This window comes from Paenibacillus agricola, from assembly GCF_011440305.1.
GTDB classification, from domain to species: Bacteria; Bacillota; Bacilli; order Paenibacillales; family NBRC-103111; genus Paenibacillus_S; species Paenibacillus_S agricola.
On the sequence record NZ_JAAOIW010000009.1, the window covers coordinates 284,207 to 310,622 of the forward strand.

The 26,416-nt window shown below is 43.0% G+C and carries 28 protein-coding genes, 2 rRNA genes and 2 pseudogenes; 10 read left to right on the forward strand and 22 right to left on the reverse strand.

What is annotated here, in order from left to right; genetic code table 11:
* Position 1 precedes the first annotated feature (1 nt).
* The 5 genes from G9U52_RS23805 to G9U52_RS23825 form a co-directional block, all read right to left on the reverse strand.
* Positions 2 to 955 (reverse strand): ABC transporter permease, encoded by a 954-nt coding sequence (locus G9U52_RS23805; protein WP_166153137.1) that lies wholly within the window; start codon positions 953 to 955, stop codon positions 2 to 4.
* A 19-nt stretch (positions 956 to 974) separates the two neighbouring features.
* The gene (locus tag G9U52_RS23810; protein ID WP_166153138.1) at positions 975 to 2,543 is read right to left on the reverse strand and encodes an ABC transporter substrate-binding protein; all 1,569 of its coding nucleotides are present in this window, start codon (positions 2,541 to 2,543) and stop codon (positions 975 to 977) included.
* A 274-nt stretch (positions 2,544 to 2,817) separates the two neighbouring features.
* Positions 2,818 to 3,774 carry a ribokinase gene (gene rbsK, locus G9U52_RS23815; protein WP_166153139.1) on the reverse strand — a complete coding sequence of 319 codons (957 nt, stop codon included), beginning with the start codon at positions 3,772 to 3,774 and terminating at the stop codon, positions 2,818 to 2,820.
* Positions 3,771 to 4,631 (reverse strand): BtpA/SgcQ family protein, encoded by an 861-nt coding sequence (locus G9U52_RS23820; protein WP_166153140.1) that lies wholly within the window; start codon positions 4,629 to 4,631, stop codon positions 3,771 to 3,773. The genes rbsK and G9U52_RS23820 overlap by 4 nt, the downstream gene beginning before the upstream one ends.
* Before the next feature lie 302 nt (positions 4,632 to 4,933).
* A complete protein-coding gene (locus G9U52_RS23825; RefSeq protein WP_166153141.1) occupies positions 4,934 to 5,638 on the reverse strand; it encodes a GntR family transcriptional regulator in 705 nt (234 codons plus the stop codon).
* 287 nt (positions 5,639 to 5,925) lie between these two features.
* On the opposite strand from G9U52_RS23825, the gene G9U52_RS23830 reads away from it, so the two are divergent.
* The 4 genes from G9U52_RS23830 to G9U52_RS23845 all read left to right on the forward strand — a co-directional run bounded on the left by G9U52_RS23830 (position 5,926) and on the right by G9U52_RS23845 (position 8,986).
* On the forward strand, positions 5,926 to 6,519 hold the full coding sequence (locus G9U52_RS23830; protein ID WP_166153142.1) for an EXLDI protein: 594 nt from the start codon (positions 5,926 to 5,928) through the stop codon (positions 6,517 to 6,519).
* An 85-nt stretch (positions 6,520 to 6,604) separates the two neighbouring features.
* Positions 6,605 to 7,774, forward strand: a complete 1,170-nt coding sequence (locus G9U52_RS23835; protein ID WP_166153143.1) for a YhgE/Pip domain-containing protein — start codon at positions 6,605 to 6,607, stop codon at positions 7,772 to 7,774.
* A gap of 95 nt (positions 7,775 to 7,869) precedes the next feature.
* Positions 7,870 to 8,187, forward strand: a complete 318-nt coding sequence (locus G9U52_RS23840) for an antibiotic biosynthesis monooxygenase (protein ID WP_207953162.1) — start codon at positions 7,870 to 7,872, stop codon at positions 8,185 to 8,187.
* Between the two features lie 436 nt (positions 8,188 to 8,623).
* Entirely contained in the window at positions 8,624 to 8,986 is a 363-nt protein-coding gene (locus G9U52_RS23845) for a group I truncated hemoglobin (RefSeq protein ID WP_166153145.1), read from the forward strand.
* Between the two features lie 5 nt (positions 8,987 to 8,991).
* On the opposite strand, the gene G9U52_RS39345 is transcribed toward G9U52_RS23845, so the two are convergent.
* The 5 genes from G9U52_RS39345 to G9U52_RS23860 all read right to left on the reverse strand — a co-directional run bounded on the left by G9U52_RS39345 (position 8,992) and on the right by G9U52_RS23860 (position 11,486).
* Positions 8,992 to 9,243: a hypothetical protein gene (locus G9U52_RS39345; protein ID WP_243767529.1), complete on the reverse strand. Its 252-nt coding sequence runs from the start codon at positions 9,241 to 9,243 to the stop codon at positions 8,992 to 8,994.
* The gene (locus tag G9U52_RS42205) at positions 9,210 to 9,332 is read right to left on the reverse strand and encodes a hypothetical protein (RefSeq protein WP_512699211.1); all 123 of its coding nucleotides are present in this window, start codon (positions 9,330 to 9,332) and stop codon (positions 9,210 to 9,212) included. The genes G9U52_RS39345 and G9U52_RS42205 overlap by 34 nt, the downstream gene beginning before the upstream one ends.
* Before the next feature lie 11 nt (positions 9,333 to 9,343).
* Positions 9,344 to 9,700 carry a hypothetical protein gene (locus tag G9U52_RS39350; protein WP_375790273.1) on the reverse strand — a complete coding sequence of 119 codons (357 nt, stop codon included), beginning with the start codon at positions 9,698 to 9,700 and terminating at the stop codon, positions 9,344 to 9,346.
* Positions 9,675 to 10,211, reverse strand: a complete 537-nt coding sequence (locus G9U52_RS41790) for a hypothetical protein (RefSeq protein ID WP_375790274.1) — start codon at positions 10,209 to 10,211, stop codon at positions 9,675 to 9,677. The genes G9U52_RS39350 and G9U52_RS41790 overlap by 26 nt, the downstream gene beginning before the upstream one ends.
* Before the next feature lie 765 nt (positions 10,212 to 10,976).
* Positions 10,977 to 11,486, reverse strand: coding sequence for an FAD-dependent oxidoreductase (locus G9U52_RS23860; RefSeq protein WP_166153146.1), 510 nt, complete (start codon positions 11,484 to 11,486; stop codon positions 10,977 to 10,979).
* A gap of 288 nt (positions 11,487 to 11,774) precedes the next feature.
* Between G9U52_RS23860 and G9U52_RS23870 the strand changes: the two genes are divergently transcribed.
* Entirely contained in the window at positions 11,775 to 12,158 is a 384-nt protein-coding gene (locus tag G9U52_RS23870) for a MerR family transcriptional regulator (RefSeq protein ID WP_166153147.1), read from the forward strand.
* Positions 12,159 to 12,558: 400 nt separating this feature from the next.
* Positions 12,559 to 13,893 carry an MFS transporter gene (locus tag G9U52_RS23875; protein WP_166153148.1) on the forward strand — a complete coding sequence of 445 codons (1,335 nt, stop codon included), beginning with the start codon at positions 12,559 to 12,561 and terminating at the stop codon, positions 13,891 to 13,893.
* Between the two features lie 368 nt (positions 13,894 to 14,261).
* Here the strand turns inward: G9U52_RS23875 and G9U52_RS23880 are convergent, their stop codons facing one another.
* From G9U52_RS23880 to G9U52_RS23905, 7 genes and pseudogenes are all read right to left on the reverse strand, one after another.
* Complete coding sequence (locus G9U52_RS23880) at positions 14,262 to 14,915, reverse strand: FusB/FusC family EF-G-binding protein (protein WP_166153149.1); 654 nt, start codon at positions 14,913 to 14,915, stop codon at positions 14,262 to 14,264.
* Positions 14,916 to 15,347: 432 nt separating this feature from the next.
* The gene (locus G9U52_RS23885) at positions 15,348 to 15,860 is read right to left on the reverse strand and encodes a nucleoside deaminase (protein ID WP_166153150.1); all 513 of its coding nucleotides are present in this window, start codon (positions 15,858 to 15,860) and stop codon (positions 15,348 to 15,350) included.
* A gap of 176 nt (positions 15,861 to 16,036) precedes the next feature.
* Positions 16,037 to 16,708: a hypothetical protein gene (locus tag G9U52_RS23890; protein WP_243767518.1), complete on the reverse strand. Its 672-nt coding sequence runs from the start codon at positions 16,706 to 16,708 to the stop codon at positions 16,037 to 16,039.
* A gap of 291 nt (positions 16,709 to 16,999) precedes the next feature.
* Positions 17,000 to 17,128: a hypothetical protein gene (locus G9U52_RS40990; protein WP_279538721.1), complete on the reverse strand. Its 129-nt coding sequence runs from the start codon at positions 17,126 to 17,128 to the stop codon at positions 17,000 to 17,002.
* 372 nt (positions 17,129 to 17,500) lie between these two features.
* Positions 17,501 to 18,481, reverse strand: coding sequence for an aldo/keto reductase (locus G9U52_RS23895; protein WP_166153151.1), 981 nt, complete (start codon positions 18,479 to 18,481; stop codon positions 17,501 to 17,503).
* Positions 18,482 to 18,726: 245 nt separating this feature from the next.
* Positions 18,727 to 18,907 (reverse strand): annotated as a pseudogene (locus G9U52_RS23900) (SDR family oxidoreductase); the annotation flags it as partial.
* 9 nt (positions 18,908 to 18,916) lie between these two features.
* Complete coding sequence (locus G9U52_RS23905; RefSeq protein WP_166153152.1) at positions 18,917 to 19,909, reverse strand: aldo/keto reductase; 993 nt, start codon at positions 19,907 to 19,909, stop codon at positions 18,917 to 18,919.
* Positions 19,910 to 20,593: 684 nt separating this feature from the next.
* On the opposite strand from G9U52_RS23905, the gene G9U52_RS23915 reads away from it, so the two are divergent.
* Complete coding sequence (locus G9U52_RS23915; protein WP_207953164.1) at positions 20,594 to 21,688, forward strand: hypothetical protein; 1,095 nt, start codon at positions 20,594 to 20,596, stop codon at positions 21,686 to 21,688.
* 26 nt (positions 21,689 to 21,714) lie between these two features.
* Positions 21,715 to 21,905: pseudogene (locus G9U52_RS23920) on the forward strand (IS4 family transposase); the annotation flags it as partial.
* Here the strand turns inward: G9U52_RS23920 and G9U52_RS41795 are convergent.
* Positions 21,876 to 22,070: a PLP-dependent transferase gene (locus G9U52_RS41795; protein WP_166153155.1), complete on the reverse strand. Its 195-nt coding sequence runs from the start codon at positions 22,068 to 22,070 to the stop codon at positions 21,876 to 21,878. The pseudogene G9U52_RS23920 and the gene G9U52_RS41795 sit on opposite strands and share 30 nt — an antisense overlap.
* 232 nt (positions 22,071 to 22,302) lie before the next feature.
* Between G9U52_RS41795 and G9U52_RS23930 the strand changes: the two genes are divergently transcribed.
* Positions 22,303 to 23,700 (forward strand): amino acid permease, encoded by a 1,398-nt coding sequence (locus tag G9U52_RS23930; RefSeq protein ID WP_166153156.1) that lies wholly within the window; start codon positions 22,303 to 22,305, stop codon positions 23,698 to 23,700.
* Between the two features lie 51 nt (positions 23,701 to 23,751).
* Here the strand turns inward: G9U52_RS23930 and G9U52_RS23935 are convergent, their stop codons facing one another.
* Positions 23,752 to 24,699 carry a ribose-phosphate diphosphokinase gene (locus tag G9U52_RS23935; RefSeq protein ID WP_166153157.1) on the reverse strand — a complete coding sequence of 316 codons (948 nt, stop codon included), beginning with the start codon at positions 24,697 to 24,699 and terminating at the stop codon, positions 23,752 to 23,754.
* A gap of 35 nt (positions 24,700 to 24,734) precedes the next feature.
* Positions 24,735 to 25,085: a protein YmzB gene (gene ymzB, locus G9U52_RS23940; RefSeq protein WP_512699210.1), complete on the reverse strand. Its 351-nt coding sequence runs from the start codon at positions 25,083 to 25,085 to the stop codon at positions 24,735 to 24,737.
* A gap of 450 nt (positions 25,086 to 25,535) precedes the next feature.
* On the opposite strand from ymzB, the gene G9U52_RS23945 reads away from it, so the two are divergent.
* Positions 25,536 to 25,844 carry a hypothetical protein gene (locus G9U52_RS23945; protein WP_166153159.1) on the forward strand — a complete coding sequence of 103 codons (309 nt, stop codon included), beginning with the start codon at positions 25,536 to 25,538 and terminating at the stop codon, positions 25,842 to 25,844.
* Positions 25,845 to 26,063: 219 nt separating this feature from the next.
* On the opposite strand, the gene rrf is transcribed toward G9U52_RS23945, so the two are convergent.
* Together rrf and G9U52_RS23955 are read right to left on the reverse strand one after the other, a co-directional pair.
* Positions 26,064 to 26,180: ribosomal RNA gene (rrf, locus tag G9U52_RS23950) — 5S ribosomal RNA — on the reverse strand.
* 109 nt (positions 26,181 to 26,289) lie between these two features.
* Positions 26,290 to 26,416, reverse strand: a 23S ribosomal RNA gene (locus tag G9U52_RS23955); the annotation flags it as partial.

The following is a 26,416-nucleotide window of genomic DNA, read 5'->3' on the forward strand; positions in this document are numbered from 1 at the left end:
ATCAACCTGTCCCCTTTCCTAGCTTGATCCGCGGATCAACGATCACATACAATAGATCAACGACAAGATTTATCAATACAACCAACAGCGCGGATACAAGAATCGCTCCCTGTACAGTCACAAAATCCCGTTTGTAGATGGACGATACGATCAGCTTGCCAAAGCCGGGAATCGAAAATATCGTTTCGGTAATGACGAGCCCGCCCAGCAAGCCGGCTATCATCAGACCGCTGGTTGTGATGACAGGCACTAGCGCATTTTTCAGCGCATGGCTGACAATCACGCTTTTTTCCTTTAATCCTTTGGAGTATGCGGTGCGGATGTAATCCGCACCCATGACCTCCAGCAGGCTGCTGCGCATCATACGCATCAGCACCGCCGCCTCACGCAGGCCTGTTGCCACCATCGGCATGATCATAGCCGCTATATTGCCTAATGGATCTTCACTGAAAGGTATATAGCCTGAAGCGGGCAGCCACCCCAAATTCATGGCGAATAGGACAATAAACATCATACCGAGCCAAAAATGGGGAATCGACATGCCTCCGAGCGCAAAGATGGTACACAAGTAATCGATCCAGCCACGAGGGCGGGAAGCTGCCAGAATACCAGCAGGAATAGCAATCAGAAGAACGATCAGAAAGGTGCCAGCCGTTAATTCCAGCGTAACCGGCAAGGATTGTGCAATTAACCCGGATACCGGAGAACCGTCAACCAGGGAATGGCCCAGGTCTCCTTGCAGCACACCCAGCAGCCAATCGAAATACTGCATCACGATCGGTTTGTTTAAACCAAGTGTCTCCCTCATGTTGGCGATCGCTTCAGGTGTCGCTTCCTGGCCCAGAATCACGGAAGCTGGATCTCCGGGCAGCATATGCAACAATGAAAATACCATCAAAGTGACCAATACTACGACCGGTAAGGTCAATAACAACCGTCTAACAATTGTCGCCATAAAAAAACCACCTCTTTACTTACTTGCCCAGATTAGCGGTATGAATGATGAAATCAGGCACATATTCAAATCCTTGAATCGACTTGGACATGCCGAAGACAATATTCTCATGGTACAGGTATACGACAGGTACATCCTCATGCAGGATATTCATAATTTGATCGTAAACTAGCTTCCTTTTGTCTTGATCGACTTCTGTACGACCGGAATTCAACAGCTTGTCCAGTTCCGGATTGGTGTAACGCGCGAAGTTTCTCGGTCCCTTGGTAATAAACCAGTCATAGATGCTCTGGTCTGGATCTTGGCGGCCGCTCCAGGCTGTGAGTCCCATATCATAATTACCGCTGATAATTTGCTCATCTAGACTGCCATACTCCAACTTCTCCAGCTTTACCTCAACACCGAGCGGCTTCAGCATGTTCTGAATCATTTGTCCGACCTGCTGGTCCTTAGGGAGGGTACCGACCTTGAGCGAGAATGAGGCGCTGTCCATACCAGCCTTTTTCATAAGCTCTTTGGCTTTGTCAAGATTCGGTTTTTCATATTGATCATTATTGCCATGAGCAAAGTTTCTGGAGGAGAATGGCGAATGCGCCGGTGTGCCCGCTCCATTGATGGCGATTTTCACCAAGGCGTCCCTGTCAATCATCAGATCCACAGCCTGGCGGAATTCTTTTTTGTCAAACGGAGGCTTTGAAGTGTTCAAATATACATAGCTCGTTCCGAAAGACACATCGTTGACCAGTTTGACTTTGCTGTCATTGGCGAGTCCTTCCAACTCCTTGAATGGAACCTTGTCCGTGATGTCGACGTCACCACTTTTCAGGTTAACCAAGGCGACGTTCGAATCCTCTATCACCTTGTAGACAAGCTTGTCTACTTTAGGAAGATCTTTTTTCCAGTAGTTCGGATTTTTATCGAGTGTAAGGGAAGATCCTTTCAAGGTTTCCTTGAACATATAAGGACCCGTACCTACAGGTTTATTGACAAAATCCTTGCCGGCTTTCTTAGCTGCATCGGGGGATACCATCATTCCGGACTTTTCCGTCAATACGGATAAGAAGGGCGAGAACGGCTGCTTCAGTGCGATTTTAATCGTATTGGCATCCACAACCGTCAGGCTCTCAACATCCTTGATCTCATTTCGTCTTAGAGAATCCTCCTCCATATTGCGCTCGAAGTTGAATTTGACTGCCTCTGCGTTAAAATCGGTTCCGTCATGAAATTTAACACCTTGACGCAGGTGGAAGGTATACTCCTTCTTGTCGTTCGATATTTCCCATTTCTCTGCGAGCATCGGGACTAGGCTGCCTGTTGCATCAATATCCAACAGCTTGTCATACAAGCTTTGGTAGACGTTTTTCTCCTGGATCGTCAGTGAATACTTGGGATCGAGCTTCGTTGGATAAGCGAATATGGCGATATTCACCGTTCCTCCTGCTTTGGAGACTGCTGGAGCCTGGGCTGGAGCTGGAGCTGGAGCTGGAGTTCCACCCGCAGAAGGCTGGTCCGCGGTTTTACATCCGGCAAGCAGCATGCATCCAGTCAAAAGAAGTGTTAAACTAACTGCCATTGGCTTTTTTCTCATGTTCATTCCTCCATTTTTCTTGTTCCCTAATGAATATAGATCATGTCGATATAACATCATAACCACTACTGATGCTGTATTACCTTCATTTCAGTAAAATCAAATGGCCTGCAGGTCCATACTATCCAATACGATTAACATGTTACATTATCTAACTAGTCATGTTGTTATAACGAATTTTACTCCCTATAATAGGAATTTGTCAATAAAAAAACAAAATCCGTCATATTATAACGAATTCCGTGTTAAATTACATAACATAAATCGACGGTATCTAAAGCTGATCTGATTCCAGGGAACTTAAAAAGGCCAGATATTCTTCCATGGTTGGCAATGATGACTGGGCTCCGATACGGGTAACGGATAAAGCGGCGACTTGAATCGCCTTTTGAATGGCAGATTCGAGGTCCCGATCTCTGGTCCAAAAATGAGCTGTGGCTCCCACAAAACAATCACCCGCGGCGGTCGTATCTATCGCCTGAACAATCGGGGAAGCATAGTGAACCAAGGAGGTATGTGTTTTCAGAACAGCACCCTTGTCCCCTAAGGTGATGACTACATTGTTGATGCCCATGTCAAACAGCTTTTCTGCAGCATCCATGGAGGTTTGGATGGAATCCACCCCGGCATTGACCAGCTGAGAGGCTTCTGTTTCATTCACGACAAGCAAATCAACGGTTTGCAGGGTCTCCAATCGAATAGGTACAACCGGTGCCAGGTTAAGAATGACCTTCACCTGATGCTGGTGGGCAGATGCGATGATATACTCGCCTACCTCCTGCTCCATCTCCATTTGCACAATGGCAATGTTCGCCCGCTTCAAAGCCGGCCCTGACTGGTCGACGTCCTGTTTGGTCAGCAAGGCATTGGCGCCCAAATGCGTAATAATCGTGTTTTGTCCTGCCCGATCCACCGGAATCAAGGAAAGCCCGGTTTCAGAGCCCGCAGTCAAGCTCACATATTGATGGTCCACCTTGTCGACTTCTAAAAAGCCCTTCATCTTAGCGCCTAGATCATCATCGCCAACCCGCCCAACCATCGTCACTTTCGAACCCAGACGGGACGCAGCGACTGCTTGGTTCGCCGCTTTTCCTCCAGGTATCAAGTGAAGTGTCCGGGTTGAGATCGTTTCTCCTGTTTGCGGAAGACGTTCAACATAGGCTACAAAGTCCATATTTAAACTGCCATACACGATAATATCCGTTTGTTGCGTTTGTTGCGTTTGGGTCACCTGGCACTACCTACTTCCTCGCGGAGACGGAATACGACCTCCATTAATTGTTTGACACGATCGACATCGACCGGATTCCACCATAATCCATCTACTTTCAAGGAGCTCCCGACAACGCAGCCATCGCACAGTGCCAGAATCTTCCTGGCATTCGATGCGGTAATGCCGCTTCCTACAATGACTGGCAGCTGTGTATTGTCCTTAATTCCGGTTATCTCATTCGTTGAGGTCTCATCTCCCGTACGGTTGCCTGTGGCAATCAGCACATCCGCATCAAAGAAAATATTATCACGCGTCTGCTCAGCCAGACTGCGGTCCGCAACGATCGAATGACTACCATGCTTCACATGAACATCAGCAAAAATTTTGATGTTATCACCCTTGATACTCGAACGATAGCGCATCGCCTTGGCCGAAGAACCTTCAAGAATTCCCTCATTCGCGACATAAGCGTTCACCCACTGATTGACTCTCACAAAGGGAACATCGGCAGCCTTGGCGACGGCCAAAGCTGGAATAACGCCATTAGCCAGGCAGTTAATCCCTATCGGCAAGCGGGTTGCCTGCTTCAGTCTTACAGTCAATGCAGTCATTGCTGCAACGGTTTCCATTCCGATATCCTCCGGTTTGGAAAACGGCAAATCCCAGGCATTCTCAATAATCAAGCCATCAACTTGCCCTTCTTCAAAAGCACGCACATCCTGTAAAGCGAATTCGAAAATATCGTCCAAATTCCCGCCTTTAAAATGGGGCGCACCCGGCAAAGCTTTTAAGTGAATCATACCAATGATTGCTTTATTTGTCTTAAATATATCCAATACGGCATTGCTTTTACTTGGAAAAATAGTCGCGGACATAGTAACCCTCCATAATAGTCATAATTTGAATAGCCATGATCAACTGCCTTCAACCCTGCTGTTTACCCCAACTTCCAGCCATTTGCTTGCAAGTGCGAATAAGTCGACCGCTGACTCGGTTAGTTCCCAACAAGCTTCCAAATCCACGAAATGATTATTCTCAGCACTCCAGGCCTCACCTCCTTTAAAAGTTATAACATCATGTCGTCATGATGTATTATTTTGGAAGCGCAGAATAAGGGTTGAGGATAATTAAATCCACCTTGTCTCTGCAGCTCCGCCAGTGTCTCTCTGACTTGTATTTATTTCAGTACATTGGTGTATTTATACTTATCTGCCCGGTATAGCATTTTCGAATATTCGAATACATTGCCATCCTGCAGCCTCGTGATCCGGGTTAAAGCCAATACCGCGGAGCCTACTGAAATATCCAGATAACCGGATGTCTGTTGATCGGCCAATACCGCTTCCACCGTCTCATGAGCCTCGCCCAACAGGACTCCCTCGTTATGTAAAGCTGAATATAAGGACTCGTCACTTAAAATGTATTTGTCCAGCTGCAAATGCGGGGTAATCGACGTATTGAGGTACGTGGTATGAATCCCGATCGGGATGTCGCTAACCAAACGAATACGTTCGATTTTGGTGACCTTGACGGTATCTGCAATCTGAAATACCCTCTGAAGCCTCTCGTTGGAGTTTTCTATAGAGAAATCCATCACATAGGACTTGGTCTTGAAGCCTCTCTCGTTCATATCGCGGGTAAAGCTGGTCAGCTCAGGCCTGATAGACTCCAGCTTGGGAGCGGCCACAAAGGTTCCCTTGCCTTGTATCCGGGTCAGAATACCACTGTTTACAAGTTCTCCAATCGCCTGCCTCACTGTAATACGGCTGATTTTATACTGCTTCTGCAATTCCGTTTCTGTCGGGATCGTATCTCCGTATACCCATTTTCCAGTTTCAATATTTTCAACAATAACATCCTTGAGCTGGATATATAATGGCAATCGAGTATCCCTCTTTAAATCCGGCACAACATCACCCTCATAACCTATTTTTCTATTAGTTATATCGTCATAACGAATTATAGCCCGAACATTTTAAAACGTCAACACAATTCTAGTTATAATGTTATGTATCCTGACATGTATAGCGGTGCGGGTACTCTATTCAGCAGCTTGAGGCATACTCGTATCGCTAAGACTGTACTTGAATAGCAGTTGTTAATATACGTATAGTATGTTATACATATATATGTGATCATCATAAATTCAAGAAAGGATGGATATTACTTATGCCAAATAAGACAATTTACGTATCCGATACAGATTTACTTATTTTTGAACGTGCACAGGAACTGGCTGGTGAAAACTTGTCAGCAACGATCACAGAGGCACTTCGTCGGTATGTTAAAAATGCTGAAGCCAAGGCAGAAGGACTGGAGGAAATCATTGTGAAGGTCGGAAAAGTGGCTATTACAAGCAAACGATTCTGGGGTAGACTACTTGCGAAAGGCCAGCTGACGGGTGAAAACAAAGAAGACCACCAATGGTATACAGTCTACAACACTGCCAAAGGGGCATTCGCAGTTTATATTACAAATCATCCCAAGTGGTGGTACGACAATGATATCGGTACTGATATGAAATGGAAAGATGCTGATAATGGTACAGTGCCCTATTGGATGAAAAAATATTCGGACGACCCCGCACGGAACGAAGCTTGGAAAAAAAAGAAACAGGCTTGGTCTATATGGCACAAACAACCAGAGTACACGCTTGAAGTTTATACTTCTCTGGAAGAGCTTAAAGAGCACGTGGTGGATGAATTGTACCAAGCTGCTTTTCGAGCTTTGCAAGATGACCCAATAGAGGATCTCGACATCTAAGCTAGCCCCCTATTAACAATAGGATTTCGAATGAATAGGATTACCTGCAACCACGAATTTTAAATATGTTTAGGAGAGAAATAAGATGAGAGATGTAATTAAAGCTTTTTTCCAAAAACCGCTTACGAAAGTTGGCATTATTACCGCATTAATGTTCCAGGTCATTTTCTCAGTGATCTGGATGACGGGGTATAACGGTGTTACCGATGTAGATCGCATGAAGGAGCTTCATGTGGGCATCGTGTCGCTCGATACGCAGATGGGACCGGCCATTGCGGAGCAATTAACGAAGAACCTGCCGGTTTCAACCGTCACGTTGGCTTCCCAGGATGAAGCGCTAGAGCAGCTGAACGACCGCGAGCTTCAGATGGTCGTTACGATCCCTGCAAATTTCAGCCAATCCGTTTCAACCAAGGACGGGAGCGCCAAGTTGACTTACAACATCAACGAATCGAACCCACAGATGATTAAAAGTGTCATGAGCTCAATTGCCGTTCAAATTACGGAAACGGTTAACAAGCAAGCGATTATGCAAGGTGTGGTAGCTGTTCTTACAGAAGCAAAGCTTCCAACAGATCAGGTACAAGGTACATCGGCAGCTTTGTCGGAGCGGGTTACATCCGAATTCAACTATTCGAACAAAGTCGATGGCCAGAACAACCAGATGGTACCGATGATGTTGGTTCTAGCCTCTTATGTGGGCGCCATGCTTCTTAGCATGAACTTGGAAACATCGTCGATGATGCTCGCTGCTAATTACAGTCGCTGGCAGCGCTTCGGCGCACGTACCATCATTAATATCGCTGCTGCGGTCTTCGTTTCGCTCATAGGCTCTGCACTTGTATTGGCGCTCGGCGGTCAGGTGGCGCATGGCTTTCTGGCACTATGGGGCTTCCAAGCGCTATTCGTGCTCGCCTTCCTATTCACGTCCCAGCTGTTCTTGCTGCTGTTAGGTCCGGCCGGCATGGTTTTCAACATTATTATGCTGTCCACACAATTGGTGTCTTCAGGCGCTATGATGCCTCGCGAACTACTGCCTGATTTCTACCAAGACATCAGTGTCGTGTTCCCGGCAACCTATGCCGTTGAAGGAATGATGGACCTGCTGTTTGGTGGACCGAAAGCAGGCGGCGCTGTAATGGGCCTTGTTGCTGTAATCGCAGTTACCTTCGTGCTGGGGGCAGCTGCAGTTGGGATCCGCAAAGACAAAGCTCCACATTCGGCCAAAACTCCACAGCCAGCCAAAGCCGTTTAATCGGTAGTCTCACTTGTTTTGAGTCGACGTTGGTGATAATTTACACGCTACACTAGTTCTTTTATTAATAGTTTCGACGAATGGAGATGTTATTATTGTTTGTTCAATCTAGAAGAATGATAGTTACAGAGGATCATGCAGATGAATTAGTAGAACGATTTAGTAAAGCAGGGATCTTAGAAGAACAAGAGGGGTTTATTGACTCAACCGTAATGGTTAAAAAGGCCAATCGTGGTGATGAGGAAGTTATGGTTTTAGTTCGTTGGGAATCAGAACAGAATTGTAAGGAATGGCAAAAGAGTGAAGTCCACATTGCTGGACATAAAGCAAAACTTGGAAAGCCAAAACCAGATTACCTTATCCATACAGAGTTTAGTTCATATGAGATTAAGTCTATCAAGAAACGTCCCTAGTTTTATTCTATTTATTGTTCAGAATTCACTCTACCCGAAGGGAAGCCGGTTACTTATTTTGCACATACTCAGCTACTTTGTTGAATATAAAGAGGAGCTGAGGACTTTTTCAACTATCCTGCCCGTGGGACTGGATCCTGAGCGCTATAATGTTCACGCCTCCTTGTAATGACCATGATTGAGGCTGGTTGGGACGTAGATCCCGAATAACAAGTGATGCCATCGGGCGACAGGCATACTGGGATTTGATTACATCAGAGCAGCAAAGCTTGTCATTATTCTATTATCAAGCTAATCGGACCTCATCTATCCCAATTACACCATTCCGATCCAACCTTTTTCCGCGACGCTAAATACTGCTCATTCTTATAGCATAACCGATCTACATTTGGAGATAATATCTATGTTTATATTCTTATTCGAACGGAGGATTTACATGTCTGCAACTACGCTTTATGAAAAACTTGGTGGGGAAGAAAGCATAGGAAAAGTAGTCGATTATTTTTATGACCATGTATTAGCTGATGAAACAGTCAACCACTTTTTTGCCAACACAGATATGGACAAACAACGCAAGCATCAAACAAAATTTATTAGCTTCGCCCTGGGCGGTCCAAATCACTACACAGGGAATTCCATGGCAAAAGTACATACAGGCATGAACCTGCAACCTATACATTTTGATGCCATTGTAAAACATTTGCATGATGCGTTGGAACATTTCGGGGTAAATGAAGCCGATATCAACCAGGCATTAAACACAGTTGCCACCTTGAGAAATGACATACTTTACAAGTAAGAAATTCAGATGAGTAAAATCCTCCTGACCAGCTTTATAGTTGTAAACCAACTGGAAGGTTTGGCTATTAACGGCGTAGCCAAAAAAAAATTGAATCCGATAACAGCTGCTTTATCAAGGGCAGCAATCTCCTTCAAATTTAATCTGCCCAGGCAAATTCCCCATAGCCCAAAATCAACAAAAGCTTTGGATTGAAGATGCGCTACTTGGCTATGGAAGTTGTCTACATTGCTGGCTGGTGGGTTCGTATTCGGCATAATAGAGTTGTAATCCCACCGGCTGCAGCCGCCTGAGTAGAATGTCCAAAATCCTCTTTATGGGTCGCTCCAGGATCCCTCGAATGCACATGGACATCAATCAAACCAGGAAGAACATAAAGTTCTCTTGCATCCGTCTCACATAATACCTCACCAGGATCCCAGTGCCTACAATAGTAAGATGCCCACGTCCAGCAGCAGTATGATGAAGAAGCTGTCGGATGGTTAAGTTCTCGCGCTTCGCAAATTCGACGAATAATTTATACTTGCTTCTTTGCCCATTGATTTCTTCGGAGTCCGGTAATTCTGGAAGCGGCCCGTCCAAAGGAAATGCAAACATATCCATTCCCAATAACAATGAAAGCTGTTCTAACTCCCACTCAGGCATAATTAATTCATTCAATTCCTGTTCTTTTTCTTTAGCTTCCTCTTCAGTCCTTCCAATTATCGGAGCCATTCCTGTAAATATATGTAAGTGTTCCGGCAGGCGCCCGTATTGGGCAAGCCTTGCTTTCACATCTGTATAAAAATGTTGGGCCTCTTCTAATTTTTGCTGCGTAGTGAAAATCCCTTTTGAGTAAGTAGCTTTGAATTTTAACAACAACACTTTCAGTTACAACATTGGTTGTATTGTGCGTATCAAACATATCTACATCTATATTGTTAGCGATTGTAAGGATATGGTTCGTTTCTACAGGTTCAGAAGCTGTATTTTGAGTTTCCTGTTTCGTACAAGCTGATAAGATCACCATAATAATACCTAGTAACATTATCCCAGAACGTATCATAGCTTTCTTTTTCTCCATATCCACTTCTCCTTTTCCAATCTTCTTTAGATGGCCGTTAATACGTTTTAAAAACTTTTGCTTGACCCTCGTTAGCAAGATCTTGCTGCTTACCCGTACCACGAACTGTAAACCAAACTCATTTCCTTTATTTTCAATGTTAATAATTCTTTTATGTATCATTTTTGCATGAACATTTCGAATTGATATGTTAACCTGACGGTAGTCATTGAATCATCCGTGCCCACAATTAGCAGAAACCAATAAATCCTTACGAGTACCTATTTTAATTCTGCATAATGGATAGTGGTCAATCAATAAACACTTATGAAAAGGACATGATGTGACATGATACAGAAGCCATGAATTTCAGATGCAACCATTCTCTACCATGATCTGGCTGTGTGAGAATACAATCTGTGTCTTCTATCTTGACAGAAGTCCCATATAGGTAGTCGTCGTATAAATCCATGGGTCTAAAGAGCGTTATACCCTCGAATGGGAATTAAATATTTTGATATATTTTTTTTGGGCGAATTTTGCTGCACCTGACTCTATTAACCATTTAACATCGTCAGGATTGGCTGCCCACCACTCTTATTCCTTTCTTTTCCTTCTAATTTGTTCCCTCTACTTGTCACCCACAATTCCAATAGCTACTAATTTAACGGATAAACGACAGTTGGGACTTAACAAAAAGACAAAAGATCGGAGCGTTTAAGCACGCTCCGATCTTTCTCTTCTAATTATATGTGTGTCGCTATATATTCACGTTCTGATCTCTTGAAGTATCTGATCGATAGATCGAAGGAATAGAGGTAAGTTGCCTCCCAGCAATTTAAGCTTAGTACTGATCGCTCTGCAATTGCGTATTTTTCTCGATTATCCTTGTTCCCGCATATAAGGTAGAGTACGATCCAAGGGGCAGGTTGCCCCCGGACACTTCATCTACAACTCGTAGCCTCGATCACTCATATATTCGGAAACGGTGCTTCCGCTCACTTCGTCAAGCCTGCAGCCCAGTTTAGCTGCCGTTGCTGCAGCAAATCCGATTGCCTCGCCCATAGGTACCGAATTTCCAGTCACGCGGTAAGAAGCATGTGCCCAAAAATCGCCGCTTACATTGCGGCCAGCCAATCCAAGATTGTCGATGTCCAACGCCACGAGGCTGCGATAAGGAATTTGATACGGCTTGGAAACGACATCCTTGTTGCTATAGCCGATCTTGTCTTGGGATTCCAGTGCGTGCACATCCACCCCAAAGCGTACGAGACAAATCCCGTCCTCAAACTTTTGACCATGCCGCAAATCTTCAGCACTTAATTTGTAGAGGCCGGTAACCCGACGCCCTTCCCGAATGCCAATATGCGAGGAGGTTGAGACCAGCCGCACTTCTTCCCAATCCGGGACTTCCCTTAATAATTCCACCGCATCGTAAATTTCCTTGCGGCCGTTCAAGGTACCTTATTGATGAAGACGCCCGTCTTCCCCCTGCTCTCTCCGAATGCGGCATCATGAGGCGAACTGCCCCCTTGCTTGGGTGAAAAAAAAAGAGATGACGAAAGGAAAGTAGCCACATTGGCATGCCTGAGCTTCCGCTCATCGGTGTTTTATTGGATCCTGGGCATTCACTTCTAATCTCGATTCTGCAGAAGCTTGCTTAAATCAGCCTTATACACTTGACTTGGAGTAAGCTCCAAGTTGTACAATTGACTAAAACAGATAAGAAAGCGTGTGATGAAAATAATGAGTGAAGTCAATGGATTTTCTATTAAACAAACATCGGAGCAGACCGGACTTAGCGATGATACAATACGTTATTACGAGAAAATTGGTCTGCTGCCACGTGCAGAGCGAAAGGCAAATGGTCATCGCGTTTACCGTTCAGAAGATATTAATTCAATGAATATTATTTTATGTTTGAAAAAAACGGGTATGTCACTCGATGATATGAAACCGTATTTGCATCTCTCCTATGGTGATGATCTTACAGAGTTTCCCGAATTGTATCGAATGCTTCAAGACCACAAGAAAAATATAGAAAATCAAATAGTAGAACTCCAGATTATTGTGGATTTTATTAATATAAAATTAAATAGGAAGAATGTAAATGATTCTAAAATACATTGAGTACGCGCTTGACTTGGAGTTGACTCTAAGTTGTATAATCCTAGTGTTCTTAAAATAAATGTTAAAGAGGAGAAAAAAAGGATGAGTAATTGAACAACATTAGGTAAAACAGGTTTAGATGTCTTCAAAATTGGACTAGGTGCTGGTTCTGTAGGTAATCAAATGATGTATCCGAATGTTGATCAACTGTTAGAGTTTAATACAGATGGTCATTTGGATATTCTTCAGGTTCAATATATTTGCTCGCGAGAAATGCAGAAGTGGAGATCATACCTTATTGTCTAGAGAACCAAATATCGATTATTCCAATTTGGCCACTTGCCGACGGGTTACTTGCTGTATGTTAATCTAAAAAGAATAAAAATTCAACAGGCACCTAACATGTCGAAGGAGATTGAGGATGATTTCTGCAACTAAACAGATAAATGAAAAGGCATTATTGGCTATTTTAATAATCGCTTGTTCATTTGCCACCATGAATGTCTACATGTTCAACATTGCTGTCCCCTTTATTATTAAGGATTTGCACCTTTCCACCTCTGAAAGCAGCCTAATAACGACACTATATGCGGTTGTATTAGCAGCAGGCTCGGGTACGTATGGAAAGCTTTCAGATCGGTTTTCAGCTCGATCATTGATTCTTACAGGGTTCGCCTTATTCATTTTCGGTTCACTTATGGGACTTATATCGAATTCCTTTCTGGCCATTATTTCCGCTAGAGTTATTCAAGCCGCTGGTGCATCGGCTATAACCTCCTTGGCGTATATACTTCCATCCAAATACTTCAAACCAGAAAGCAGGGGTAAAGCTTTAAGCCTTGTGACTACTACTTTTGCACTTATGGGCGGAGTTGCACCTGTTATCAGTGGATATATTATTGAACTATTTGGTTGGCATGGTCTATTTGCCGTTTCTCTCTTGGTCGTATGTACAATACCATTTATTTTTAAATACTTCCCGACTACTATCGCCCAAGGGCAGCAATTTGATGTCTTAGGAGCAATTTTGTTCTCCTTAGCCGTTGGTATTTTAGTTCTAGGCATCACCTTAAATCCTTATCTCTTAATCGTTGCGGCCTTGCTATTTATATGGTTTTCATTCCATATCCGCAGAAAAGCAACACCTTTCATAACCTTATCTTTACTCGCGAATAAAGGCTTTAGATTTTCCCTACTCTCTGTATTTGCCGGCACATCGGCGTATCCAGCCATTATGTTTTTATTGCCCTTGATTTTGAAGCAGAGCGGCAACTTGCAAGCAAGCATGATTGGCATCATCATGTTTCCAGGAGCACTGTTGGGTGCGTTATCCGGACCTTATATGGGAGCACTTTCCCGTAAATACAATGGAAGAATTGTTATGCTTGCTGGACATGGTTTAATGATTCTGGGGGTTCTGCTAATGGCGCTCTTGAAAGACTTCCCTATCGGGATTGGGATAGTCATGTTTATCTTTACAATGGGTTATACCACCTTAGTTTCATCCGCTGCCAATGTCGTACCTTCCACCTTGAAAAAAACTGAGATCGGTATTGGAATGGGACTCTTTACGCTATTTAGTATTTTGGGAGGAGCATTTGGACCCTCTATTTTAAGTCGATTTTTATCTTTGAATATTAGCTTCACACTCGCCTTTTTCATCGTCATTGTTATGTCCGTTATCGGTATTACACTTTTATTTCTAGCAACACTTAGTCTGAGGAATTCCTCAAGGCAGAATCCGGACAGGTCATGAGCTCTGAATGTAAGCAAATACATATCTAATATGAACTTCTTTAAATACATAATAAATACTAAGCAATCACTTAATTTTCCTATTTCAGAAATTACAGCATAATTCTTTTCCGTGACAACTGGAACAACATTTATATGGTAATCCGTCCGGCAATCGGCATAGATTCTTGTCATGGCGATTCCGCGAGATGTTATTCCGATAAATAAAAAATCCGCGATTTTCGCGGTCTATTATCGGTATAGATTGATGACTCTCGACATTAAAATTAAATAATTGCAGTGACACACTTCGCCTCCCTATCGCTTACCTAAACTCCACATACAGTTAAAAAACCATTGAATCTTCAGTAGATTCAATGGTTTTAGGCTCTATCTTATAACAGTTTCAATAAATTTTTCTAAAGAAGTAATATCTGAAATGTTCTTATTACATTCATGACTATTCACGCACAAATAGTTACCAACCGCTTTGTAATAATCAGGCGAAGAATTGGCCGGTCTTTTTTGGGATATCGCCGAAAATAAAGCAAGTTCTTCACACCGATTACATAAAAAGCAAAAACTTTTCTTATTTGTGGGCGTGTATTTGCCTTCTATACCGATGAAATGTCCGTTTAAATGATAAACCATGAACAATTTGTTTGTAGAAATATCGACCCAACTCAGATAGGTTACATAACGATTGTCTATTACGGATAAGTCAGGAATCTTTAATTTCTTATTCTTAGGGAATAGTTTCTGAATCTGTTTGGCTGTAACTTGCGGAAATTCCACCAAATACGGTTCAAACTCTCTCAGGTACTTCTGAAAATCCTCAACCGTTTCTAATGAAGAAAATCTTTCTAACATTTGTTTCTGAATGTCTGGAACATCTGGAAACAGTTCTACTATTTTGGATTCTGTGCCATATCTGACCGATTCCAATACTTTGGGATCCACTATAGTTCTGAGAGCATTTTGCAGAATACCCACTTGCTTTTTGATAACGTTATATTGATGGTTTCTAATAAATGGTTTACACATATAGGTTCAGCCCCTTATTTTTTTAATCATGAAATAAGGTGCAAAGCCAAGTATTAGAAACGATGAATGCTTATTGGGGCGATTTTAGTTTTACGCCCATGCAAAGTATCGCCTCTAAAACAGGCTTTGCATGAGACCCATTCCGACAATCTTTAATTGCCATCCATACCACTTCCCTCGCATTTACGATACGAATATTATATAAAAAACTCCCTATTATTTCAATGGAAAGGTTTCTCCATATCGAAGAAGTCGACCCACCGTTTGGATTCGTCCTCGGACATGCTGACGAACACGCCGTCATCGTAATCAGGGTCTTCACGTCCCAAGTCAAGGGACGTACTGGGGCTTATGTGTAACCCTGTTGATTTACGGGAATAAGCTTTAGGAATTCTTAATCATTTTCAATTTTCAGCTATCGTATCCGTTGATTTAAAGCTCATTATTATATTGCCATGGGGTATCTAGATAACCTCGTTTTATAGACCAATCAGCAAGTAGTTTTCTTTGTCTGACTTCCAAATCTCTAAATGGAGCTGCATCAAAAGATATTTTATTGAAACGATCTAGAAAATGTGGTCCTTCTTTAAATTTCCTCATAGCTCCCATCTCGATATCAGTCGCTGCCCAAACAACCCTTGTAATACTAAAAGAAAGCAGTATGGTACAACTACACATCGGACAAGGTTCACAGGTAGTATATAACGTATAATTCTTCTTCAAAAATTTTTTATTCTCAATATCTACCATAGCTGATCCAGCTCTTCTTATTGCTTCAACTTCCGCGTGTGCTGTTGTGTCGGAGCCTGAAAAAATCCTGTTACGTCCTCTACTAATGATTGCACCTTCTATGTCTACTATCACTGCTCCAATAGGATACGTCCCCTCAGCTTTAGCTTCTTCAGCTTCTAAAAACGCCTCAAGTAAATATTTACGATCATCCATCCTTGAACACACTCCTTTTCCAACGGATTGAATTACAACCAATCAAGGACACACCCTATTTTCAATTTATGCGAAATGATATTCAAGTCTGCCTCTGCCCGTCCGAAGCAAAAAAACACATCGCAGTAGCGCTTTCAAATTTGAACTATCGTGCCATTAGCTTAAACAATTCGCTTTTATTGATTGATGAGTTGAGAAAAAGAAACGGTTTTTGTTTGAATATCCAACATCCGAGTTCGTACATCGTTCTTAGAAATGAAAATAGCATTTCCATTTTCATCAAAGCAGTATGCAATTGGTATGGATATATCACTACCTCTGAATGAGCCGTCGGCGTGACTGGTACCAATAATCATTGATTTATATCTAATAGCAATCTTTTGGGCTTCATTTATCCATTCATCGAACTGTTCCTCACTGAACATTCCTACACCGATTGGATGTGCAATTAAGTCAATAGCACTAATATCTTCATTCTTCACTCCTTGTTTGACCAATTCATCACAAAGTATGTGTCCCATCATTAGACCCTCTACTGACTTAAAAGTCGTCTGGCTATACTTAATCCTATCCAAAACGATATCACCAGAGCGATTAATAATTATGGCTCTATCCATTGGACTGTCGTTTAGCCTTCTATGTCCCCCAATTAAAATCTTGTTATAATTCTTTGCTAAGATACATGCTTTTTCCACATTTTCATTCAAATAACCTTCTGGAAAGATTAAAACATCAGCGGAAGAATTATTTCGCAATTCACTCTCAAGTTGAACAATGTCCTTCTCAAATTTTGGTTGGATGATTAGAATTTTCATACGAACCCCCAGATTATATCCAAATTTGTCCATTATAGAGCCCCATGTGAGACCTTCTACTAAGCACCTCATTCAGCTATCGTGTCCATTAGTCATTCATGCAGTGCAAGACCAGCGCTGCGCCGCAGAAAATGAAAATGGATACAATCTGCATCTCCTAATGTTCCTCTAGCGAATACAAGCAAAATTGTCGAACTCATATCAGTGGATGTGAAATTCTTTATTAATGATCTAAGTACATGACTAAGAATCGTAGTAATAAAAGTGCCATCCCCATTATTGTGCCAACAAAAAGTAGGAAGAGAAATACGGATGTTATTCTTTTTACATGACTTTTGAGCGGCTGATCCATAGGTTGGCAAGGTGTAAGTAGTGAGAAACCGCAAAAATAAATGAACCAGAAAACATTAAATACTTTGTCTTTTTACTCATTTGATCTTTCTCTTTATTCATTTCACCCTCCCAATAAACTCTTTTATTTTCATTATATTCGATTGGGAGGGCTTAGTAATATTTATATTTTTTCATTGAAGTCGTCGCTGTGAGAGCGTTGAAGCCGGAAGATCAGCGTCTCCAGGAACTCCAAAAGCAGATTCGTGATCTCCAAGAGGAGAACGAGGTTTTAAAAAGGCGATGCACATGCACTTCTTTGCTAAAGACCAGGTAAGATATACGTTCATCTATGAACACCGCACCGAATACCGACTGGAGAAGATGTTCAGCGTCATGATAGTTTCTCGTAGAGGCTAACAAGTGGCTAGGGCGCCCTGCGAGTAAACAAGAGCGCCAGCACAATGAATGGACCGAACAGGTTAAGGAAGTATATCAAACTGCACCAATTACCGGGTGGGGAACATACGGCTCTTCCAGCAACACAATTTCTTCAGGTGTTAACGTAATCGAAAGAGCAGCTACCGCATCTTCGATATTAGACATTTTCGTAGCACCGATAATGGGGGCCGTTACTGGTTCTTTCTGCAACAACCAGGCAAGTGCGATTTGAACGCGGGGAACGCCATGTTTTTCTGCTATTGCTGCAACGCGCTCCACAATCAATCGATCAGTATCTGCAGTCGCATCGTATTTAGATTTCTGAACTTGATCGGTTTCGGAACGATGTGTTGTTTCCGACCAATCACGCGTCAATCTTCCTGATGCAAGCGGGCTATATGGAATCACACCGATTTTTTCTTGCTTACAAAGCGGCAGCATCTCCCTCTCCTCTTCACGGTATATGAGGTTTAAATGATTCTGCATCGAAACAAACCGGGTCCACCCATTTTTTTCAGCTACATGCAATGCCTTTAGGAACTGCCATGCGTACATGGCAGACGCACCAATGTATCTTGCCTTACCAGCCTTCACTACATCATGCAATGCTTCCATCGTCTCTTCGATGGGCGTATTGTAATCCCAGCGGTGAATCTGGTACAGATCCACATAATCCGTTCCCAATCTCTTAAGGCTCTTATCAATTTCACTCATGATTGCCTTTCGGGAAAGACCAGCACCATTTGGACCTTGATGCATACGGAAATGAACCTTTGTCGCGAGAACAATTTCATCACGATTGGCATATTGCTTTAGAACTCGTCCAATAATTTCCTCGCTTGTTCCGTCTGCATACACATTTGCCGTATCAAAAAAATTGATACCAAGCTCCAGAGCTTTTTTTATAATAGGACGACTGTGCTCTTCATCAAGTATCCATGGATGAACCCACCGATCTGCTACACCAAAGCTCATACAACCAAGACAAATCCGAGAAACATCCAAACCAGTATTTCCAAGTTTCACATATTCCATTTGATTGTTCCTCACTTTCCATTAGATATTGTTATTGTTTTCTTCATCTGTAGTTTAGTTGTGCGTTTGCAAATCGTTTGGGGAACTGTTGAAAAAATCCTTATCACGAAATAACTTGATGAAGATTTTTTTATTAAATTTTTCGAGTAGTTCACATGGAGGTTGATCTAACGAATTTTATTCAATTAATGATTACCAAATACCAAAGTTTCAGATCCATATTTGTAATCGATTCTGTTAACTCAGGTCTTAACTGCTCCTGGTGAGATGATGGTTGCACGAATATTGTTGCCAAGCTCAGTTTTACGAAGTCCTTCAAAAATAGCACGTAACGGCAAACTTAGTTCCAGTATAGACCGTACTTCCAGCCCCAACGAAGTGTCCAGCTACAGAAGAAAGACTGATAATATGCCCTTCTTTTCTATCTATCTTTACTTATTTGCCCGCCCTTTTTGCATATTCTGAACCTGCCGGATAGCGGTTCCCCGAAATCTCGATCTTCGAGAGCGCATCGTTCAAATCACTTAATTCCTCGTGAGTTAGCTCAACGCCCACCGCACCTAGATTTTCTTCCAAGCGCCCCAATTTACGAGTGCCTGGAATCGGAACCATCCATGGCTTCTGGACAAGTACCCACGCCAGTGCGATTTGAGCAGGTGTTGCGTTCTTCTCTGCAGCAACCTTCTTTATCAGCTCCACTAAAACCTGATTTGCTTCAAGATGCTCCGATTGGAACCGAGGCTGCTTGCTGCGGAAGTCGTCGTTACCGAAGGTTGTATGCTTATCAATGGTTCCAGTAAGGAAGCCCTTGCCCAGCGGGGCAAATGGAACAAAGCCGATTCCCAGTTCTTCAAGGGCTGGCAGCAGTTCTTTTTCAGGGCTTCTCCACATCATGGAGTATTCACTTTCAACTGCAGTGAGCGGTTGAACCGCGTGTGCGCGGCGGATCGTTTCTACCCCTGCTTCAGATAGTCCCCAATGTCTGATCTTGCCTTCCTTGATTAGGTTTTGTATGACTCCAGCCACTTCTTCGATTGGCACATTTGGATCAACACGATGCTGATAGTAAAGGTCAATAGTTTCAACTTTAAGCCGTTTCAGCGAGCCTTCAAGTGATTGTCTAATAACCTCCGGCTTGCTGTCAAGCACCTGCATACCATCCACTACTTTTATCCCAAATTTTGTAGCAATGAGCACCTTTCCCTTGAATGGGGCAAGCGCTTCACCTACCAACTCCTCATTGTGGTGCGACTGCCCATAAACTTCAGCAGTGTCGAAGAAATTAACACCTAGGTCAACCGCCGCATGGATTAAAGAAATCGCATCTTTTTTTTCTGGTAGCGGACCAAAACTCTGACTCATTCCCATGCAACCTAACCCAATTGCAGAAACTTCTAGTCCACTTTTACCCAATTTACGCTTTTGCATAATCTATCTTCCTTTCTTTATGTTATTGCCGCCACTTAAAGTCATATCCAATATACAATAAATGAATAAGAGACCGTTATCCCATTCGTGCCAAATGATTGCCTAATCCTCTCCACAACCACGTACGCAACAAACGAATATGCAATATTATGGAACGACCGAGGATTAAGAAACAAGGCGGTTATTATGTCTGAACGAATATTTGAAATATAACCTGTTCGGGTGCTCGCTCAAACATCAGTTGCCCGAGCCACAACCGATAAACTTTCGTCCATCGCTTTTTAAGGTTTGGGGATCCATGAAGAAGCTATTCCGGTGCGCTCCCCGTATTTGTCGGAATGCTTAGCTTCACATAAGCTACTGACTACTTATCCCCGTTCATAAAAAAGTCCTTCTTTATATGTCTAGTAACTTGACAGAAGTCCAAATCATCATACCAAGACCTGCATGCGCAGTCGCAAGTAGACTTTATGGCATAATCTTGCACAAAATTCGAAACCAATATTTTCATGCTACGTATTGAGTACGGACGAAAAAAGGATCAATCCGTTCAGCTTCGTACAGTTCGATTATGGTAAAGGAGGTTCAACATGAAGCTTTACAACTTTTTGCCGGTCGTGCTGCTGATATCCGCACTCACAACATTTAACGGCACCGCCTCTGCGACGTTCCCGTTTACGGAACGTGCGGCGATTAAGCATACGGAACTCGCAAACCGTCACAGAAGCGGCACAACAATTAATTACGGAGGGCTGGTCGGTATTGGATTCATTTGCACCGGCTGTTGTTTACGGAGATATGAATTTTGACGACATCGAGGATGTAGCGCTCGTCGTGGAACAAAATGAAGCTGATTTCGAGTTGACACCAGCACGTGCTCTGGTGATCGGATACGGTACGGGGTACGGCAATTATGAGTTGGCCGCATTCAACGATAATATCGTCCTTCGTGCGGATGAAGGCGGCATATTGGGTGATCCATACAACGGCATTTACTTTGATGATCAAGGGATTTTAACAGTCAGTGAATACGGTGGCAGCAATTGGCGCTGGTCTAACAATTACCGATTCGCCTACTTGGTCGATGAATGGTACTTTATCGGCTACAACAAAATTACGACTTACTTGCACGATGAAAGTGAATACTTTGAAACCGATTTCGACATGATTCATGGTAAAATCCTTAACCACTACTTTGATGAATCGGGCAACCTGATTAGTGACGAAGATTACACGGATTCCAGAGAGCTGTTTCCGCTCGATCATTTCAGCAGATGGTATCAAGTAGGCGATTATCGGGGATATGAGGATCGGTATTATGATAACAATTTGGGATATGAGCTTTCATTTCCGAAATCTTGGCAAGATTATTACAGCATCCAAGAGCGCGACTACGGCATTGATGTGTATTTTACCGGCAACAGCTCACCCAGCTGGGAAATCGATGAAGAGACATTCGAAGCTAACGGGCTATATCTGTTCTCGGTCGGAACTGAGAATACTATGAAAGAAGCCGGCGATTCGATCGATGATGTAAGATGGCTCGGCACCGCTCACGGCAATACATACTATTACTTCACATCAACCGATTGTAGTACCTGCATACTTAGTATGGCTGTCGAGCTCGATATCGATGAAGATAAAAGGGAACTGATGATTTCCGATTATAATCGTCTGGTGTTGATGATGGCAGATCTTGATCTGTTGTTGTATTCGTTTATCAGCGATGACGAAGTTCACGATTACGAGCTTGATTATGAGTTCGATCCGCTTTACTGATAGGCGCAGAAACAATAAGCAGCGGTGCTCTAGAGCCGAGTGAAATTGTACGTATTTATGGTATGCGATGGAGTATTGAGACCTTCTTTAAGATAATCAAAAAGCTATTTAAAGCTGGGAACCGAATTTCAGGGTCGATCCTTTGACATGCTGATTTTGCCACACGACCGTCGTATTTAGCCGCTATCTAGTCATGGAATTTGAGCGGCGACAATCGGGATACACGTACGGCGAGGATGCCTCCATGAGATCCCCAGGATAAACCAATCTTACACACTCGAAGCCTTTCTATTACTCTCCGAAACTCCAAATACCGAGCGACCTCAAGCGCATTTTTGCTGTGAACCTCCATTCGCAGAGGTAATGTGCGCAAGCCCCGCATGCAGGATGGTCATACAAAAATCCCCCAATGCCCACTGATGTTACAATAAGGCAAAAGTCAAACAAATCCAGAAACGGTAATAAACAAGTTGGCGTGGTGACATCCATTCCCATTCCTTATGACTTTTTTAGATTTATGCAAGAATAAGTCTGGGGGAGATAGGAATCCTATTGTGTAGGAAACCAGCATTTGTAGGAACCTAGGAAAGCACTATAACAATAAGGTGAGTGAAATGGCAAAAACCAAGAGCACTACACAGGGTGAGAAAAAGCTGGCGTGGTGGCAGCTTTCGCTGCTGGGAGTTGCATGTACCATAGGGACCGGCTTTTTTCTGGGTTCGCATCTTGCTATCGAAATCGGCGGACCGGCAGTGGTGTTTGCTTATGCCATTGCCGCTTTTGGAGCGTATCTCGTCTTCGACAAACTGGCTCAAATGACGGCCGATCATCCTATGGACGGCTCTTTCCGTTCTTACGCCAAGAAAGCTTACGGCCGATGGGCCGGCTTCAGCAGCGGTTGGGTATATTGGTCGTCAGAGTTGCTGATTATGGGAAGCCAACTAACAGCTTTGTCACTCTTTTCACGCTTCTGGTTCCCACAGATACCCATGTGGTGTTTTGCGGCGGGCTACGGTATCCTAGGACTTCTTGTTATTATCATTGGAACAAAAGGTTTTGAGCGGATGGAAAACATTTTTGCAGTTACCAAAATTGCTGCGATCTTCATGTTTATTGTGATTGCACTATTGATCCTGTTTAACGTAATCACTACAACGGACCACGGTCCGGCTGTGCCCCAAGATTGGCTTCCCACAGGGGTAACAGGACTTTGGGCTGCACTCATTTTCGCTTTTTATGGATATGGGGGGCTGGAAGTTATGGGGTTAATGGCGATACGGCTGAAGAAGCCTAGCGATGCGCCAAAAGCCGGGAAAATCATGCTGCTTCTGCTTGCCATTGTGTATGTAAGTTCAATCGGGCTGGTGCTGCTTCTGGAGCCATGGACATCGTATGTGGCAAAAGAAAGCCCTTTTGTTGTTTCCCTTGCTGACTACAAGCTGCCTTTCGTTCCCCATTTTTTTAATGCTGCACTTATTATCGCGGGCTTTTCGACAATGACCGCTTCTCTATTCGCTGTAACGACGATGCTTGTAACATTAGCGAATGACTGTGATGCGCCGTCTATTTTTGCGGCAAATAAAAATAACGAAAAGAAAAAGCCACTCTCTGCTTTTGGACTTACGGCTCTTGGGCTTGGGGCATCGGTCTTATTCGCACTCCTCATGCCGGAAAGCGTATATGAATACGTCACAACGGCGGCAAGTTTAATGCTGCTGTATAACTGGCTGTTCATTTTAATGACTTCAGGGCGTCTGCTCAAGCTTACCATTTGGGGCAAAATAAAAAAGTACCTCGGTATTGGGCTTGTTGCATTGGCCGTAGCCGGGACGTTGTTTCATAGCGTGAGCCGTCCTGGGTTTTACATTAGCCTTGGCTTTATAGCGGTGATCGCTTTACTTACGCTTATCATGTCTCGAGTCTGGAAAAAGCAGGATAAAGAAAGCAAAAATGATAACCATGAGAAAAGCGATTATCACACAGACCCAACTGGGAAACAGCGATCACGTTAAGAAAAAAGGAAGCCCTTATACCCTGTCCGTCAGTTTGATCAAACAGCTTTATTATAAACTTTTAATTTCGAACAATGAACTTATAGATCCACCAAGCATGTTTATTCTAATGGATTGCGCCAACAGACTGGCCACTGAAATTACTTTCAAATAGTCGGGACAAGCTTGAATCAAAGGTATGGAATCCGTTACTACAATTTCTTTTATGTTAGGATGCTTTAATCGCTCTATGGCTGATTCAGAAAAGATCGGATGCGTAGCACAAATATAAGCATCTTTTGACCCCCTATCGATTAATGCCTCAACAACCTTGATAATTGTAGAGCCGCTATCAATTATATCTTCAATGATGATAGGGGTGCGGTCATTAACTTCCCCTATAATGTGTGTTATTGAGGCCTCGTTATGAGCAGTTCGTTTTTTAACCATTATTGAAAAAGGGCAATCAAGGTGACTCGCTAATTTCTCTGCGGTTTCAGCACGTCCTGCATCAGGTGAAACTATAACAGGGTTATGTATCTGTTTAGACTTAATATATTCGCTTAGCAAGTCCAGCGCAGTGAGATGGTCTACTGGAATGTTGAAAAAACCTTGAATAGCAGGTGAATGTAGATCCAAAGTAATTACGCGATTCACGCCTAAGGTTGTTATTACATCAGCCACCATTTTTGCCGAAATTGGCTCACGCGGAGCTGATTTACGCTCCTGCCTGGAATACCCCAAATAGGGAACAACGACATTAACTGATCTGGCTGAAGCTCTCTTTGCGGCATCAATCATAATTAATAGCTCGACAAAATGCTCATTTACGGGATATGAAAAGGTCTGGATAAGATATACATCACAGTTGCGCAGCCCGTCCTCATAATGCACATAGATTTCGCCATTTTTAAATCGGGAACGTTTAACTCTGCCTAAAGGATGATCAAGGTGATTACAAATACTTTCTGCAAGCTTGGGGTGTGAAGATCCTGCAAACACGCGAAAATTAGGGATCATTGTATCTCCTCCATAACATTTTTGATTCAGCTGACTTATTTAAGAGTGATACAGTATTGGGCATTCTCGGTTTGAATATTGATTTCATTTTCATTCTGAAAGCCTTGGATGTTCCCTTTATAAGGAATTTCATGAATGTTATCAGGAAGTTTTTCACTTTGATCCTCGGGCAAGTCCATACTTCCATCACCATGAAGCACGATAGATTCAAGTGAAATAAAATGGTCTAAGTCCTCAGAATTGCGCATTAAACTGACATCATCAAGCAAAAAATCGATCATAACAGTGTTTTGCTGTTCTTTTTTTTCAATTGTCATCCAGTTACCTATATTGCCTTCCAGCCAATCGCATATTTCATATACTGTTAATTCCTTCTGAGTCCGCACCTTCTAAAATTATAAATTCTATGATCATAAGCTTTCTGCTAAGACTTAGAAGAACCTCCCTCTATAACCTCCGCATGGACAATACGATTTGCCTATTCATAAGCTTGCTCGTCAATCACCACCGGTAAAAGGAGAATTTCTCCATTATTATTTTACAACCGATTACTTTCTATACATGTTATATTTACGATTTTACTTTGATACCGTAGATTTGGATCTGGTACTGGAACCGTATTGCTCCATGTTCTATCCGTTATTTTATGTAGGGATTGACCTTGATGCCAGACGAATTTGCTCAAGTGCTTCTACAAGTTAGTCCCAGAAACAGTCGGAGCTTTAGATCTGAATCATTTTGGCCTAGGTCTCTTTTACGCCGCAAGATACCGGCAATGCCGATCATGAATAACAAATTTTATATTGTCAGAGAATAAGGAGGATGATTAAAAGGAGATGAGAGATATAAAAGACCAGTTACAAAGCTTCATACAAGATCTTATTAGGAAGAATCAAGATATTCTAATGCCTGATGATTTTAAGGAGTGTCGCGAGGCCGTATCGGATGTCGGGGAAATGATCCAAAAACTCGAGGCCACAGAGGTTAAATTCCGCAGAAAACTGACTGATATTTCCGCACGGCATCCAACGGATAAAGAAAAAATCATTTATTTGCAAGGTTTGGTTGACGGAATCGGCCTTGCTATCAAGCCGTGGAAATCTATTATGGTTCAGCCGGGCAGAGAACCTGAGTCTCTGATATAAATGTTTATAGGAGCAGGCTGCCGCGGTGGTCTGCTATTTTGTGTTGGGGTTAATGTAGGCACGAAAGGCGACAGCGACAGTTTAGCACGGACCAACCATTGCCAAGGGATTGGCTTTAATAAGGATGTAAAGTCAAGAGTGCCCGGAGCCGATAATTATAACTTCCGAAGCTTCTTAATAGCAAAAAAACCTTAAGATATGATCTTAAGGTTTTTTCTTGCTTGGCAACGTCCTACTCTCCCAAGATCCTGCGATCTAAGTACCATTGGCGCTGGAAGGCTTAACGATCGTGTTCGAGATGGGAACGTGTGGTTCCCTTCCGCCATCATTACCAAACAGTCTAAGCCATGGGAAAAACATTCAAGGCTTGCACCTTGAAAACTGGATTCGAAACAAGCTGCTGAACCGGACAGCGCCGCGCTTATACCACGGATGTCTTCATGTATTGGATAAGCCCTCGACCGATTAGTATCCGTCAGCTCCATGCCTTGCGGCACTTCCACCCCGGACCTATCTACCTCATCGTCTATAAGGGGTCTTACTAATTGGGAAATCTCATCTTGAGGGGGGCT